Annotated in this window: 12 protein-coding genes; 8 read left to right on the top strand and 4 right to left on the bottom strand. The window is 76.3% G+C overall.

Translation table 11 applies throughout. From position 1 onward, the window contains the following. Nucleotides 1–993 (bottom strand): protein kinase family protein (locus ACFQH9_RS09900; protein WP_379565630.1); only part of this gene is annotated, 993 nt, incomplete at its 3' end. Nucleotides 994–1,335: 342 nt separating this feature from the next. Here ACFQH9_RS09900 and ACFQH9_RS09895 point away from each other — a divergent pair. After that, nucleotides 1,336–1,545, top strand: coding sequence for a hypothetical protein (locus ACFQH9_RS09895; protein WP_379565629.1), 210 nt, complete (start codon nucleotides 1,336–1,338; stop codon nucleotides 1,543–1,545). Between the two features lie 63 nt (nucleotides 1,546–1,608). After that, entirely contained in the window at nucleotides 1,609–2,088 is a 480-nt protein-coding gene (locus ACFQH9_RS09890) for a MarR family winged helix-turn-helix transcriptional regulator (RefSeq protein ID WP_379565628.1), read from the top strand. Between the two features lie 72 nt (nucleotides 2,089–2,160). On the opposite strand, the gene fmdA is transcribed toward ACFQH9_RS09890, so the two are convergent. Both fmdA and ACFQH9_RS09880 read right to left on the bottom strand, forming a co-directional pair. Further along, the gene (fmdA, locus tag ACFQH9_RS09885) at nucleotides 2,161–3,414 is read right to left on the bottom strand and encodes a formamidase (protein WP_379565627.1); all 1,254 of its coding nucleotides are present in this window, start codon (nucleotides 3,412–3,414) and stop codon (nucleotides 2,161–2,163) included. Between the two features lie 39 nt (nucleotides 3,415–3,453). Next, on the bottom strand, nucleotides 3,454–4,107 hold the full coding sequence (locus ACFQH9_RS09880; RefSeq protein WP_379565626.1) for an AmiS/UreI family transporter: 654 nt from the start codon (nucleotides 4,105–4,107) through the stop codon (nucleotides 3,454–3,456). A gap of 349 nt (nucleotides 4,108–4,456) precedes the next feature. Between ACFQH9_RS09880 and ACFQH9_RS09875 the strand changes: the two genes are divergently transcribed. From ACFQH9_RS09875 to ACFQH9_RS09850, 6 genes are all read left to right on the top strand, one after another. Beyond that, nucleotides 4,457–6,058 carry an FAD-dependent monooxygenase gene (locus tag ACFQH9_RS09875; RefSeq protein WP_379565625.1) on the top strand — a complete coding sequence of 534 codons (1,602 nt, stop codon included), beginning with the start codon at nucleotides 4,457–4,459 and terminating at the stop codon, nucleotides 6,056–6,058. A 115-nt stretch (nucleotides 6,059–6,173) separates the two neighbouring features. Continuing rightward, nucleotides 6,174–8,228 carry a DNA ligase D gene (ligD, locus tag ACFQH9_RS09870; protein WP_379565624.1) on the top strand — a complete coding sequence of 685 codons (2,055 nt, stop codon included), beginning with the start codon at nucleotides 6,174–6,176 and terminating at the stop codon, nucleotides 8,226–8,228. A gap of 154 nt (nucleotides 8,229–8,382) precedes the next feature. Then, nucleotides 8,383–9,030, top strand: a complete 648-nt coding sequence (locus ACFQH9_RS09865) for a HemK2/MTQ2 family protein methyltransferase (RefSeq protein ID WP_379565623.1) — start codon at nucleotides 8,383–8,385, stop codon at nucleotides 9,028–9,030. Beyond that, nucleotides 9,023–9,232: a CDGSH iron-sulfur domain-containing protein gene (locus ACFQH9_RS09860; RefSeq protein WP_379565622.1), complete on the top strand. Its 210-nt coding sequence runs from the start codon at nucleotides 9,023–9,025 to the stop codon at nucleotides 9,230–9,232. Before ACFQH9_RS09865 ends, ACFQH9_RS09860 begins: the two co-directional genes overlap by 8 nt. Next, nucleotides 9,229–10,269, top strand: a complete 1,041-nt coding sequence (locus tag ACFQH9_RS09855) for an iron-containing redox enzyme family protein (protein ID WP_379565621.1) — start codon at nucleotides 9,229–9,231, stop codon at nucleotides 10,267–10,269. The genes ACFQH9_RS09860 and ACFQH9_RS09855 overlap by 4 nt, the downstream gene beginning before the upstream one ends. Nucleotides 10,270–10,280: 11 nt before the next feature. Then, entirely contained in the window at nucleotides 10,281–11,267 is a 987-nt protein-coding gene (locus tag ACFQH9_RS09850; protein WP_379565620.1) for an L-histidine N(alpha)-methyltransferase, read from the top strand. 6 nt (nucleotides 11,268–11,273) lie between these two features. Here ACFQH9_RS09850 and ACFQH9_RS09845 read toward each other — a convergent pair whose 3' ends face one another. After that, complete coding sequence (locus ACFQH9_RS09845; protein ID WP_379565618.1) at nucleotides 11,274–12,371, bottom strand: spore photoproduct lyase family protein; 1,098 nt, start codon at nucleotides 12,369–12,371, stop codon at nucleotides 11,274–11,276. Between the last annotated feature and the right edge of the window lie 93 nt (nucleotides 12,372–12,464).

Here is a 12,464-nt window from a genome sequence, read left to right as displayed (position 1 = left end):
GGGGTCCGCGGCGGCGACGGGTGCGGCCGGCGACCCGGCCGGACCGGGCACGGCCGCCTCGAGCGCCGGCCTGCCGACCAACACGGCGACGGCGGCGCGCAGGGCGGCCACCACGGCGACGCGGCGGTGCGCCCGGGGCCGGACGGGACGCGGTGACCCGCCCGGCCCCGTGGTCCCGGTGAGGCTCGTCGGTCCGGTGAGGCTCGTCGGTCCGGCGAGACTCAGCGGCCCCGCAGAGCTCGTCGCCCCGGGGTCGGCCGGGTCGGGCTCCACCCGGCCGTACTCGCGGGCCAGGCCGGCGGCGAGGTCCTCGGCGGAGGGCCGGTCGGCGGGGTCCTCGGCCGCCGCGCGGGCCAGGAGCGCCGCGGCTCCGGCGGGGAGCGCAGGGCCGGGCGGGGTCCGACCCCACCACGTCGCACCGCGGGGCAGGCAGCTCCGGAGCAGCCGGCCGAGCCGGGCGACGTCCCCGGCCGCACGGTCGGCGAAGGCCGGAGTGCCGTGGGTCGCCTCCGGCGGCCGGTGGATCCGCCCGAGCAGGTGCGCCTCCCCGGCCCGGTCGAACCGCACGACCGACGCGTCCACCGCGCCGTGCGCCACCCCGTGGGCGTGCAGGTAGGCCAGCGCCTCGGCGAGCCGGGTGCCCGTGGCCAGCAGCGCGGGCACCGACAGGGCGCGCCGGGCGACGGGGTCGGCGAGCGACGGCCCGTCGACGAACTGCGTCACGAGGTAGTGCCGGTCGCCGCAGGTGCCGATGTCGTACAGGGCCGCCAGGCCGGGATGGTGCAGGCCGGCGACGGCGGGCCCGGTCACGGAGCCCTCCCGGTCCAGGAGCTCGACGACGACGGGGCGGCACAGGATCTCGTCCCACGCCCGGTAGAGGTGGCGGTCCGCGCCGGAGCCCAGCCGGGCGTCCAGCCGGTAGCGCTCCGGCAGGCCGACCGGCCGCTCCGGTCCTCCCGCAGGCGGCACGACGCCGCCGCCGCTCGTCGCCACGCGTACCCCCCGTCGGCACCGGCCCCGTGTGGTGGACGTACCGGTCGCGGTCCCGGGCGCCGTGCCGACCCGTGCCGGACGGCGCCCCCCGTCCGCTCCCGCGTACCCGATGTCCCCCGGACTACCCCACCCCGGCCGCTCCCACCCCGACCGTCCAACCTCCCCGACCGGACGGGCCGGGGGCAGGGCCGAAGGTCACCGGCGGCGCCCCTGGCCGGGCACCGCCCCGCGCGGCGCACCGCCGCGGTTCGACCCACCGTTCGTCCGGGTCGTCCGGCCCTGGTGGGCGGGGTGCCGGGCGGGCACGCTCGCCGGGCCGCCGAGCACCACTGGAGGTGCCCCATGCCGTCCGCTCCGCACTCCGCGCCCCTCCCGGGCGGCGGCCCGCCGCGCCGGGGCCACCGGCACACGACCAGCTGCTACTGGGACGTCCTCGCCTGCGGCTGGTGCTGCCCGCCCACGGGCGGCGCTCCGGTGGCGGCGCCGTCCGCGGTCGACGCCGTCGGGGCGCCCGAGCCCGCCGCGCCCGTCGCCGGCGCGGCTCCGGTCTGAGGCACGCGCACGCGGCCGGCGGCATGCTGGCGGGCCCCGGTGTCGTCGCCGGGTGAGGACGCCGTGCGGACCCTGGCGGAGCGGGTGCGGGAGCTCGTCGTCCTGACCGACGAGTACCGCCGGGCCCTGGCCCAGGCCGCCGGCCTGGGCCAGAACGAGGCCATGACCCTGGGCGAGCTGCTGCACCGCGGCCCGTTGCCGCCCTCGGCCCTCGCGCGCCGCCTGGGTATCGCCTCGGCCAGCGTGACCTCCCTGCTGGACCGCCTGACCGTGGCCGGCTACGTGCAGCGCGAGCCCCACCCGGCGGACCGGCGCAGCGTGCTGGTCGTGCTCACCGCCGGGGGCCGGGCCACGATCACGGCCCTGTCCGACCTGTTCACCGACGACGTCGAGCAGGCCGTGCGGTCGGCGGGGTTCCAGCACGTCGCCGAGTTCGCCGACGCGCTGGCGCGGATGGTCCCCGCGCTGCGCGCCCGTGCGGCGGACCGCGCGGCCCTGCAGGGGGAGCTCGACCGCCGGGTCCGGGGCGGGGAGCGGCGATAGGCCCGTGCCCGCGCGGCGCCACCCCGCCCCGACCCGGGGCGGGGTGGATGCCGGGTCGCTCCGTCGCGCCGCTCAGGCGCGCGCCACCGGCACGCCGGCCCCCGGGTCGACCCGCGCCGGCTCGCCCTTGCCCGGGCGCACCTCGAAGTCGAAGATCTCCGTCGGGAGGTAGACCGTCGAGCACGAGTTCGGGATGTCGACCACCCCGGACAGCCGGCCCTCGATCGGCGCCGCGCCCAGGATCATGTACGCCTGGATGTCGGAGTAGCCGAACTTCTGCAGGTAGTCGATCGCGTGCAGGCAGGCCCGCTGGTAGGACAGGTGCGAGTCGAGGTAGCGCTGCTCGCCGCCCAGGGTCACCGAGGTGCCGGAGAAGGCCAGCCACTCGCTGTACTGCGGGTCCGTGCGGCCGGGCATGAACAGGGCGTTCTCGGACACGCCGAAGGTGTCCATCCCGCCCTTGATCACGTCGACGCCCAGGTCCATGAACCCGCCCATCTCGATGGCGCCGCAGAAGGTGATCTCGCCGTCGCCCTGGGAGAAGTGCAGGTCGCCCATGGACAGGTTGGCGCCCTCGACGAACACCGGGTAGAAGATCCGCGAGCCCTTGGTCAGGTTCTTGATGTCCTGGTTGCCGCCGTTCTCCCGCGGCGGGGCGGTGCGGGCGGCCTCGCGGGCGACGCGGTCGAAGTCGTCGCCGTCGAGCGCGCCGAGGATCGCGGAGTCCGGGTTGGGCGGCAGGGCGAGCGGCGGTACGCGGTCCGGGTCGGTGTCGATCAGGGCCTGCTCCCGGGCGTTCCACTTGCGGAGCAGGTCGTGCGACGGGGCCGTGCCCATCAGGCCGGGGTGCACGATGCCCACGAAGGACACGCCCGGGACGTGCCGCGAAGTGGCCACGCCGCCGCGGAAGTCCCAGATCACCTTGTAGGCGTCGGGGAACTGCTCGGTGAGGAAGCCGCCGCCGTTGCGGGTGGCGAACACGCCGGTGTAGCCCCAGCCCTGCCCGGCGAGCGGGCCGGAGTCCTCCTGCGGGATGGGGCCGACGTCGAGGATGTCGACGATGAGCAGGTCGCCGGGTTCGGCGCCCTCGACGGAGATCGGGCCGCTGAGCACGTGCACGCTCGGCAGCGGGGCGTTGAGGATGTCGTCGGCGGAGTCGTCGTTGTGGATCGCCCCGTCGAACCACTCCCGGCAGTGGACCCGGAAGGTGTCGCCCGGCCTGACCCGCACCAGCGCGGGGATGTCCGGGTGCCAGCGGTTGTGGCCGACGATCCGCTGCTCGGTGAACTTCTTCATCGAGTCCAGGGGGAAGACGACCTCGGGCATGGTGGTACCTCGATTCGTGTGCCGGCAGTGCGTGTGGGATCAGGTGCCGACGGCCGCGCCGCGGTCCTGCGGCGTGCGCTCGGTCGGCGGGGTGGTGTCCGCGCTCGGGCGGGTCAGGCGCGGGTAGAGCAGGCCGAAGACGACGACGCCGAAGATCGCGAGCCCGAGGGCCGTCCATCCGGGCGCGAGTCCCCACCAGCCGTTGAGCAGCACGAACGCCGGGATCGCCCCGGTCACCCAGCCCTGGATGGCGGCGACGGCACCGGTGTAGCGCCCGACCCGCCCGACCTCGCGACCCAGGAGCACGAAGAACAGCGCCCACAGGAAGGCCCAGTAGAGCCAGATGACGCCGAAGACGGGGTCGCCGAGCCTGACGAAGTTCAGCACCGAGTAGCCCACGGCGCAGATCGCCACGAACAGCGAGAAGTAGCCGAGGCCGGTGCCGTCGAGCTTGCCCCACAGGTTGCACGCCACGTAGAGGTAGGTGAAGCCGAACAGGTACAGGCCCGAGGCGTTGAGCACGATCGTCGGGTCACCCGCGGCGGTGAAGATGAGGAAGGTCGGGGTGAGCACCTGGAGGACGCCGACGAAGAGGTTGAGGGGTGCCGCGGACGTCGCCTCGACCCAGCCGAGCAGCATCGCACCGTTCAGGAAGAGCACCGCTCCGACGTACAGCAGGCCGACGCTGGCCATGGGATCTCCTCTCCGGGCAGGGCGGGCCGCCCCGGTCCGGTCGGTGCTCCCGGCCGGCTCCGCGGGCGGAGGACCGATCGACGGGCAGCCGAGCGTTCCAGTGCGTCCACCGGCCGCATCCGGTCGGAGGACCCGGCGCCGGCGGGACGTTCGTCCCTGGGCCGCCCGTCCGGCACCCGTCCGCGACGGCGAACTCCTTCGCGAAGGGGGCGGCCGCGCGCGGACGGGCCAGCCGGGGTGCGCCGGCCGTCCCGACCGCCTGCCCGGGGCGGTTGGAGCGGAGTTGGAGCCCGTTGCTGCACGGTCGGTCCGGGTGGAGGCGCCGCCCACGGGACCGGAGGTGCTCGAGGTGGACACGACGGACACGACCGCGGACGGCGTGCTGGTGGTCGGGGCGGGGCCGGTGGGCCTGACGACGGCCTGCCAGCTGGCCCGGCTCGGTGTGCGGGTGCGGGTCGTCGAGGCCCTGGAGCGCCCGACCACCGAGTCCCGGGCCGTGGGGGTGCACGCCCGCAGCCTGGAGATGCTCGCGGCGCTGGGCGTGCTGCCCCGGCTGGAGTCCCGTGGCCGGCGGATCGGCGCGCTCGAGATGGTCAGCGGTGGGACCGGTCGCACGCGGGCGCGGATGGAGCTCGCCGGCGCGCCCTCCCGGCACCCCTACGTGCTCGACGTCGCGCAGCCCGACACCGAGGCGGTGCTGGCCGACCGCGCCGCCGAGCTCGGGGTCGTGGTCGAGCGCGGCGTCGAGCTGACCGCGCTGACCCAGGACGCCGGGGGCGTCGAGGTCACCCTGCACGGCGACGGCCGGGAGGAGACCGCGCGGACGGGCTGGGTCGTGGGCGCCGACGGCGGCCACAGCACCACCCGCCACCTCGTCGGCACGCACCTGGAGGGCGGCTTCCACGGCCAGCACTTCGCCATGGCCGACGTCGACGTCGACACCGCGTTCAGCCCGGACACCATCCGGATGTTCACCCACCCCGACGGCATGGGGATCCTGTTCCCGCTCGCCGGCACCCGGGCCCGGATCATGTTCTTCGTCGACCCGCCCGGACCCGACGCCGGTGACCCCACCCTGGAGCAGATCCAGGCCCTGGCCGACGCCCGCATGGGCGGCCGGGTCAGGGCGCACGACCCGCGCTGGCTCACCTACTTCGAGGTCCACCACGCCCAGGTCCCGCGCTACCGCCACGGCCGGGTGTTCCTCGCCGGCGACGCCGCGCACGTCCACAGCCCGGCCGGCGCGCAGGGGATGAACACCGGCATCCAGGACGCCGCGAACCTCGCCTGGAAGCTCGCCCTGGTCGCCGGGGGCCGGGCGGGCCAGGAGCTGCTCGACACCTACCACGACGAGCGGCACCCGATCGGGGCCGAGGTGGTCCGCCGGACCACCGAGCTCACGGACGTCGCCACCGCCGCGGGTCCGGAGGCCGCGCTCCGGAACGCCGCCCTGTTCGTCGTCGGGCACGTCCACCGGGCCGGCGAGGCCGTGGCCACGCGGATGGCCGAGCTGACCGTCCACTACCGCGCCAGCGCCCTGTCGGTGCAGCACGGTGCCCACCACCACGCGGCGGCGCGGGCGGGGGACCACGCGCCGGACCCCGGCGGGCTGCGCCGCCCCGACGGGCCACCGGTCGCCGTGGAGGAGCTGCTGGCGCACCCGGGCCTGCTGCTCCTGGCCCGCAGCTCGGGCGACCTCGGCGAGCTCCGGCGGGCGCTCGGGGACCTCGGCACCGTCGTCCGGGTGGTCCGGGAGGCCGCCCCCGCCGAGGAGCCCTGTGTGGTCGATCCCGACGACGCCGTCGGACGCGCCTACGGCCTGGGCACGGAGGGCATGGCACTCGTCCGGCCCGACGGCTACCTCGGGCTGATCGCGGACTCGGGGGACCCGGCGCTGCTGCGGAGCTACCTCGCCGACACCCTCCGCCTCATCGAGCGCTCGGCCGTCTGACCGAGTGCCGACCGAGCGGACGCGCCCGCCGGCCCGGCCGCGCGACGCAGGGCGCGGGACCCCGACCGGGTGGTCCACGCTGGCCGAACGGCCGCCGAGTGGGCAGGGTGGGGCCGTGCCCGCACGCCCACGCCGCGCCCCGGGCGACGCCCGGCGAGCCACTCCGGGCGCCGGGGGCGACCCCGAGCTGCGCCCGATGCTGGCGACGGCCGGCCGCCCGCCCGTCGACCCGGGGTGGGCGGTCGAGTTCAAGTGGGACGGCGTGCGCGCCCTCGTGGTCGTCGAGGACGGGGCGGTGCGGTTCGTCAGCCGCAACGGCAACGACGTCACCGGTGGCTACCCGGAGCTGGTCGCGGCGGTGCCGACGGACCGCGACCTCGTGCTCGACGGGGAGATCGTGGCCCTCGACGCGGGGGGCCGGCCGGACTTCGGGCTGCTGCAGCACCGCATGCACGTGCGCACCCCGCCGCCGGCGTTGCTGGCCTCGGTGCCGGTGGAGCTGTACCTGTTCGACGTGCTGCGGGTCGACGGCGACCGGCTGTTGGGGGAGGGCTACGACGCCCGGCGCGAGCGGCTCGACGGGCTCGGCCCGCAGGAGTGGGAGGGCGTGTCCGTGCCGCCCTCGTTCACCGACGTCACGCCCGCGCAGGCGTTGGAGGTGGCCCGGCAGCACCGGCTGGAGGGGATCGTCGCGAAGCGCCGCACCTCCCGCTACGAGCCGGGCCGGCGCTCGGCGGCCTGGGTGAAGACGGCGCTGTTCCACGCCCAGGAGGTCGTGCTCGGCGGCTGGACCCCCGGCCGCGGCAACCGCGGCTCCACCCTGGGCTCCCTGCTGCTCGGCGCCCGGGACACCGAGGGCCGGCTGCGCTACGTCGGCAACGTCGGCACCGGGTTCACCGAGGCCGCGCTCCGGGCGCTGCTGGAGCGGCTGGCCCCGCTGCGGCGGGCGACCAGCCCGTTCGACGAGACCGTGCCGCGCGACCAGGCCCGCGGGGTCACGTGGATCGAGCCGCACCTGGTCGGCGAGGTCGAGTACCGCACCCTGACCCACGACGGCCGGCTGCGGCACTCGGTGTGGCGGGGCCTGCGCCCGGACCGCGAGCCGGAGGAGGTCGTGCTGCCGGCCCTGTCCGGCGGGAGCACGGCCCCGGCGCCGGCCGCCGTCGCGGAGCGGAGCGCCGCGCCCGCGCCGCCACCGGTCCCGGCGGAGGACGGCGGCCCGGCCGTCGCGGTCACCGCGGACGAGCTCGCCGCCCTGGACCTGCTGGGCCGGGAGGGGACGTGGGAGGTGGGCGGCCGGGAACTGGCCCTCACCGGCCTCGACGAGGTGCTGTTCCCCGGGGACCGGGAGGCGCCGCTGACCCGGCGCGACGTGCTCCGCCACTACGCCGGCGTCGCCCCGTACCTCGTGCCCTACCTGCGGGACCGGCCGGTGAACCTGCACCGCCACCCGGAGGGCGTCGACCGGCCGGGGTCCTGGCAGAAGGAGGTCCCGGCGCACGCGCCGGGGTGGCTGCGGCGGTGGCGCAACCCGGCGGCCGACCCGGGGGAGCCGCGGATCCACGCGGTGATCGACTCGGCCGCGGCGCTGGTCTGGACGGCCGCGTCCGGTGCCCTCGAGCTGCACCCCTGGACCTCCCGGCTGCCCGACGTCCACCGGCCCACCTGGGCGCTCGTCGCCGTCGACCCGGGCCCGGGCAGCACCTTCGCCGACGTGCTCGTGCTGGCCCGGCTCTACCGCACCGCGCTGGACCACCTCGGGGTGCGCGCGGTCCCGAAGGTCACCGGCGGGCGCGGCGTGGAGATCTGGGTGCCGGTCCGGGACGGCTACACCTTCGCCGACACGCGGCAGTGGGTGGAGCGGTTGTCGAGGGCGGTCGGCGGCACGGTGCCCGAGCTGGTCGATCGGGAGTGGTACACGGAGCGCCGCTCCGGGCTGATCCGCCTGGACCACACCCGGAACGCGATCAACCGCACCCTCGTCGCCCCGTTCAGCACCCGCCCCGCCCCCGACGCGCCGGTATCCGTGCCGATCGACTGGGAGGAGCTCGACGACCCCGACCTGCGCCCCGACCGCTGGACCGTGCGGACCCTGCCGGAGCGCCTGGCGCGGCACGGCGACCCGTTGCGCCCGCTCCTCGGGCTGCCGCAGGCACTCCCGCCGCTCTGACCGCGGGCCGGGGGCCCGGCTCGGCGTGCCGCGCGACGCGGAGTCGGCACACGGAGTCGGATTAGTCCCCCGACCGGCGGGTAGCACAGCGGTGTCGCCCACCACGCCACACCGATGCCCCCGGCGACGGGCCTTCACGACAGGCAGGACCGACGTGATCCTCTTCTGCCCGCCCGGCGTCTACCGGGCCCAGTCCGACACCGAGCTGCTCGCCGGCCGGCTGGCCCGCCACGCCGCCGGCCGCGACGTGCTGGACCTCGGCACCGGCACCGGGGCGCTGGCCCTCGCGGCCTGGCGCGAGGGTGCCGCGTCGGTGACCGCCGTCGACCTGTCCCGGCGCTGCGTCGCCGCGACCCGGCTGAACTGCCTGCTGCACGGGGCGCCCGCCCGCGTGCACCGCGGCGACCTCTTCGAACCCGTCGCGACGCGTCGGTTCGGGATGATCGTGGCGAACCCGCCGTACGTGCCGTCCGAGACCTCCGTGCTGCCCCGGCACACCCCCGGCCGCAGCTGGGACGCCGGGCCGGACGGCCGGGCCGTGCTCGACCGGGTCTGCGACGGTGCCGCCGACCACCTCGAGCCCGGCGGCGTGGTGCTGATCGTGCACTCGCAGGTGTGCGGACCGGAGGCGACGGTCGAGCGCCTGGAGCGGACCGGCCTGACGGCGGACGTCGTCGAGCGGGCCCGCATCCCGTTCGGCCCCGTGATGCGCTCCCGGGCGAACCTGCTCGAGAGGCGCGGACTCATCGAGCCGGGCGACCGGCTGGAGGAGCTGGTGGTGGTGGAGGGCCGCCGTGGGTGAGCCCGAGCCCACCCGGGTGATGCTCACGGACGAGGGCCCCGCGCTGATCGCGGGGCCCGTCGAGCTGGAGCTCCCCGACGGCACCCGCGTCCGCTCCGACCGGGCGGTCACGGCGGTGTGCCACTGTCGGCGCAGCAAGCGCTACCCGATCTGCGACGCCAGCCACCGACGCAAGGTGCGGCAGGAAGGACCCGACGCGTGACCCACACCCTCGAACCGAGCTTCCTGCAGCAGACCGCGGCCCCGGAGCTGCCCGCACCGCGCGGCCCGCTCTCCGCCGCCGTGGTGGAGGCCCTGCGCGACGGTCCGCTCCGCCCGGTCGACGCGGCCGGCGCCGACCCCTACGGTGACGACCTCCAGCTCGCCCTGCACTGCCTCTACGAGCTGCACTACCGCGGGTTCGCCGGGGTCGACGCCGAGCGCGAGTGGGACCCGGAGCTGCTCGGGCTGCGCCGCGAGCTGGAACGGGTGTTCCTCGCCGGGCTGCGGGCCGACGTCGAGCCCGGCGGAGACGACCCTGCCGACGTCACCGCCCAGGTCGACGCGCTGCTCGTCGAGCCGGTCGGGCCCGGCGTGCGCGGCCTGTCGCACCACCTGCAGCGCGAGGGCACCCTCGAACAGCTGCGCGAGTACGTGGCGCACCGCTCGATCTACCACCTCAAGGAGGCGGACCCGCAGGCCTGGGCGATCCCGCGGCTGAGCGGCGCGGCGAAGGCCGGGCTGGTCACCGTGGAGCACGACGAGTACGGCTCCGGGCGCCCGGAGCGCATGCACGCGCTGCTCTTCGCCGAGATGATGACCGAGCTCGGGCTGTCCGACGCCTACGGCGCCTACGTCGAGCACGTGCCGGGCGAGACGCTGGCCGAGGTCAACCTGATGTCGCTGTGCGGGCTGCACCGCAGCCTGCGCGGGGCGTCGGTGGGGCAGTTCGCCATGGTCGAGCTGACGTCCTCGCCCGGCTCGGAACGGCTGGTCCGCGGGATGCGCCGGCTCGGCTGCGGCCCGGCCTCGATCCGGTTCTACGACGAGCACGTGGAGGCCGACGCGGTGCACGAGCAGGTCGTGCGGCGCGGTGTGCTCGCCCCGTTGCTGGAGGCGGAGCCGGAGCTGGCCGCCGACGTGGTGTTCGGGATCCGGGCGAGCCTGTACCTGGGCGAGCGGATGGGGGACCGGCTGCTCGGCTGCTGGGACCGCGGGGAGAGCAGCCTGCGGCTGCCGCTGGAGGCTGATCGTCCGTAGGCTTGCGGGACGTGGCCGCCCTGCCTGCCGACGTCTCGATCCTCTCCGTCGACCGCGCCTTCTGGGACGACGGGGCGCTGCTGGCCGAGTGCCTGCGGGAACCGGTGCCGCGGATCCCGCCGCACTTCGGCTACGACGCGCTCGGCTCGCAGCTGTTCGAGGCGATCACCGAGCTGCCCACGTACTACCTGACGCGGGTGGAGCGGACGCTGCTGGAGCGGTACGCCGGGGACATCGCGGCCGCGCTGGACACGCCGCGGCTGGCCGAGCTGGGCAGCGGCAGCGGGAAGAAGACCCGCCTGCTGCTCGACGCGTGCCTGCGCCGCCGGCCCACGACGTACCTGCCCGTGGACGTCAGCCGGGAGATGCTGGAGCACAGCGCCGCGGAGCTCACGGGCGCCCTGCCCGGGCTGGTCATGCGCGGGCTGTGGGGCCGGTACGAGGCGGGGCTCGCGCAGCTGCGGGCGGAGGGCGCGCCGGTCGTCGTCGCCTTCCTGGGCAGCAACGTCGGCAACACCACCCCCGCGGAGCGGGCGGCCCTGTTCGGCGAGGTGGCCGCCGCGCTGCGGCCCGGCGACGGCTTCCTCGTCTCCGCGGACCTGGTGAAGCCGCCCGCGGAGCTGGAGCGCTGCTACAACGACCCGCCGGGGCACGACGCCTTCCGCCGGTTCCGGCTCAACCACCTCAGCCACCTCAACGACCGCTTCGGCGCGGACTTCCGCCTGCAGCGCTACGAGCCCCGCGCCTTCGCCGTCGGCCCGGTCGTCGAGGGGCACCTGCGCGTCCTCGAGGACCACACCGCCGCCCTCCCCGGGATCGGCATGGCGCTGGACCTGCGCCGGGGCGGGTCGATCAACGTGGGGTTCTCGGCGAAGTTCACGCCCGAGGGGCTGGACGCCGAGCTGGCGCCGCACGGGTTCGCCCTGCAGACGGCGTGGGTCGACGACGCGGAGCCGTACGGGATCTTCCTGTACCGCCTCGCCGGCCAGGTCCGGTAGAGCCGGTCAGGTCCAGTAGAGCAGCCGCCCGGCCGGCAGCAGGTCGGCCAGCGCCGCGGTGAACCAGGTGCGCAGCTCGGCCATCTCGGCGGCCGGGTAGACGTACTTGACCGCGCCGAACTTCCCGTGCTTGCGCGAGCGCCGCTCGGGGTCCATCTCCAGCGTGGTGCGCGGGTACCAGCCCTCGAGCACCTCCTTGCTGCCCGGGGTGAACCGGTGGGTGATGCACTCGACGGCGAGGTCGAGCCCGGGCACCCCGGCCAGCTCGGCGGCCGCGTCGGCGAGCAGGGCCGAGTAGCGCTCGCGCCAGCCCTCCACGGGCATGATCGGCGCGAGGGTCAGGCCCACCGGGTAGCCGGCCCGGGCGAGCGCCCCGAGCCCGGCCAGCCGGACGGGCACCGGGTCCGTGCCGCCCTCGAAGCGGCCCGCGACCGCGTCGGCGTTGACCGAGGCACGGATCCGGGTGCGGCCGTGGTGGGGCAGATCGAGCAGCGGCTCGACCGCGCCGAACTTGGTGGTGGCGCGCAGCTGCACCGGGCCGCCGAAGTCGTGGGTGCCCACGTGGGTGATCGCGGCGGCGAGGCTGCCGGTGACGTGCTCGATGCCCAGCGGGTCGGTGTAGCAGGAGGCCTCGAAGGTCGTGCCCTCGTGGCCCCGCGCCTCGGTGCCCGAGGTGACCGCGCCGGCGCCGACGTAGGCGTCCATCCCGGCGAGGATCGTGTCGAGGTCGGCGTAGACCCTGGTCACGGGCGGGCCGCCGAGCGAGCCGGCCAGGTAGCAGTACTGGCAGTGCGCGGGGCAGCCGCGGGCCAGGTCGACGCGCCAGTCGGCGCTGGGCGGGATCGGCTGGAGCTTCCGCGCCGACGGGGGGCTCACCACCACGGCGAGGGTGGACTTGGCCCGCGCGTAGGTGGCGCGCTCGTCCGCGCCGCGCAGGCCGGTGAGCCGGTCGGAGCGGAGGAACTCGACGTCGTCGACGCCGGCGGCCTCGCAGCGGGCGAGGATCTCGGCGGTGTGCGGGAGCTCGGCGGCCGAGCGGGTGACGAGGACGTGCTTCGGCACCCAGAGCCGGGTGCGGGAGGTGGATCGCAGCGGTGTGCTCATCTCGTCGGCGAGAACGCCGGCGGGGAGCCGCGCCGTCCCGTCCGGGACGAGACGTGCGCGACTCCCCGCCTGCGCCAGCCCGCCACCTGGGGC

Source organism: Pseudonocardia lutea, from assembly GCF_042658055.1.
Classification (GTDB): Bacteria; Actinomycetota; Actinomycetes; order Mycobacteriales; family Pseudonocardiaceae; genus Pseudonocardia; species Pseudonocardia lutea.
This window is presented reverse-complemented; position numbering and strand designations above follow the sequence as displayed.

Bases quoted from the DNA above. Each gene is read 5' to 3' on its own strand.
- fmdA (WP_379565627.1), bottom strand. From the start codon at position 3,414: ATGCCCGAGGTCGTCTTCCCCCTGGACTCGATGAAGAAGTTCACCGAG.
- ACFQH9_RS09895 (WP_379565629.1), top strand. From the start codon at position 1,336: ATGCCGTCCGCTCCGCACTCCGCGCCCCTCCCGGGCGGCGGCCCGCCG.
- ACFQH9_RS09880 (WP_379565626.1), bottom strand. From the start codon at position 4,107: ATGGCCAGCGTCGGCCTGCTGTACGTCGGAGCGGTGCTCTTCCTGAAC.
- ACFQH9_RS09845 (WP_379565618.1), bottom strand. From the start codon at position 12,371: ATGAGCACACCGCTGCGATCCACCTCCCGCACCCGGCTCTGGGTGCCG.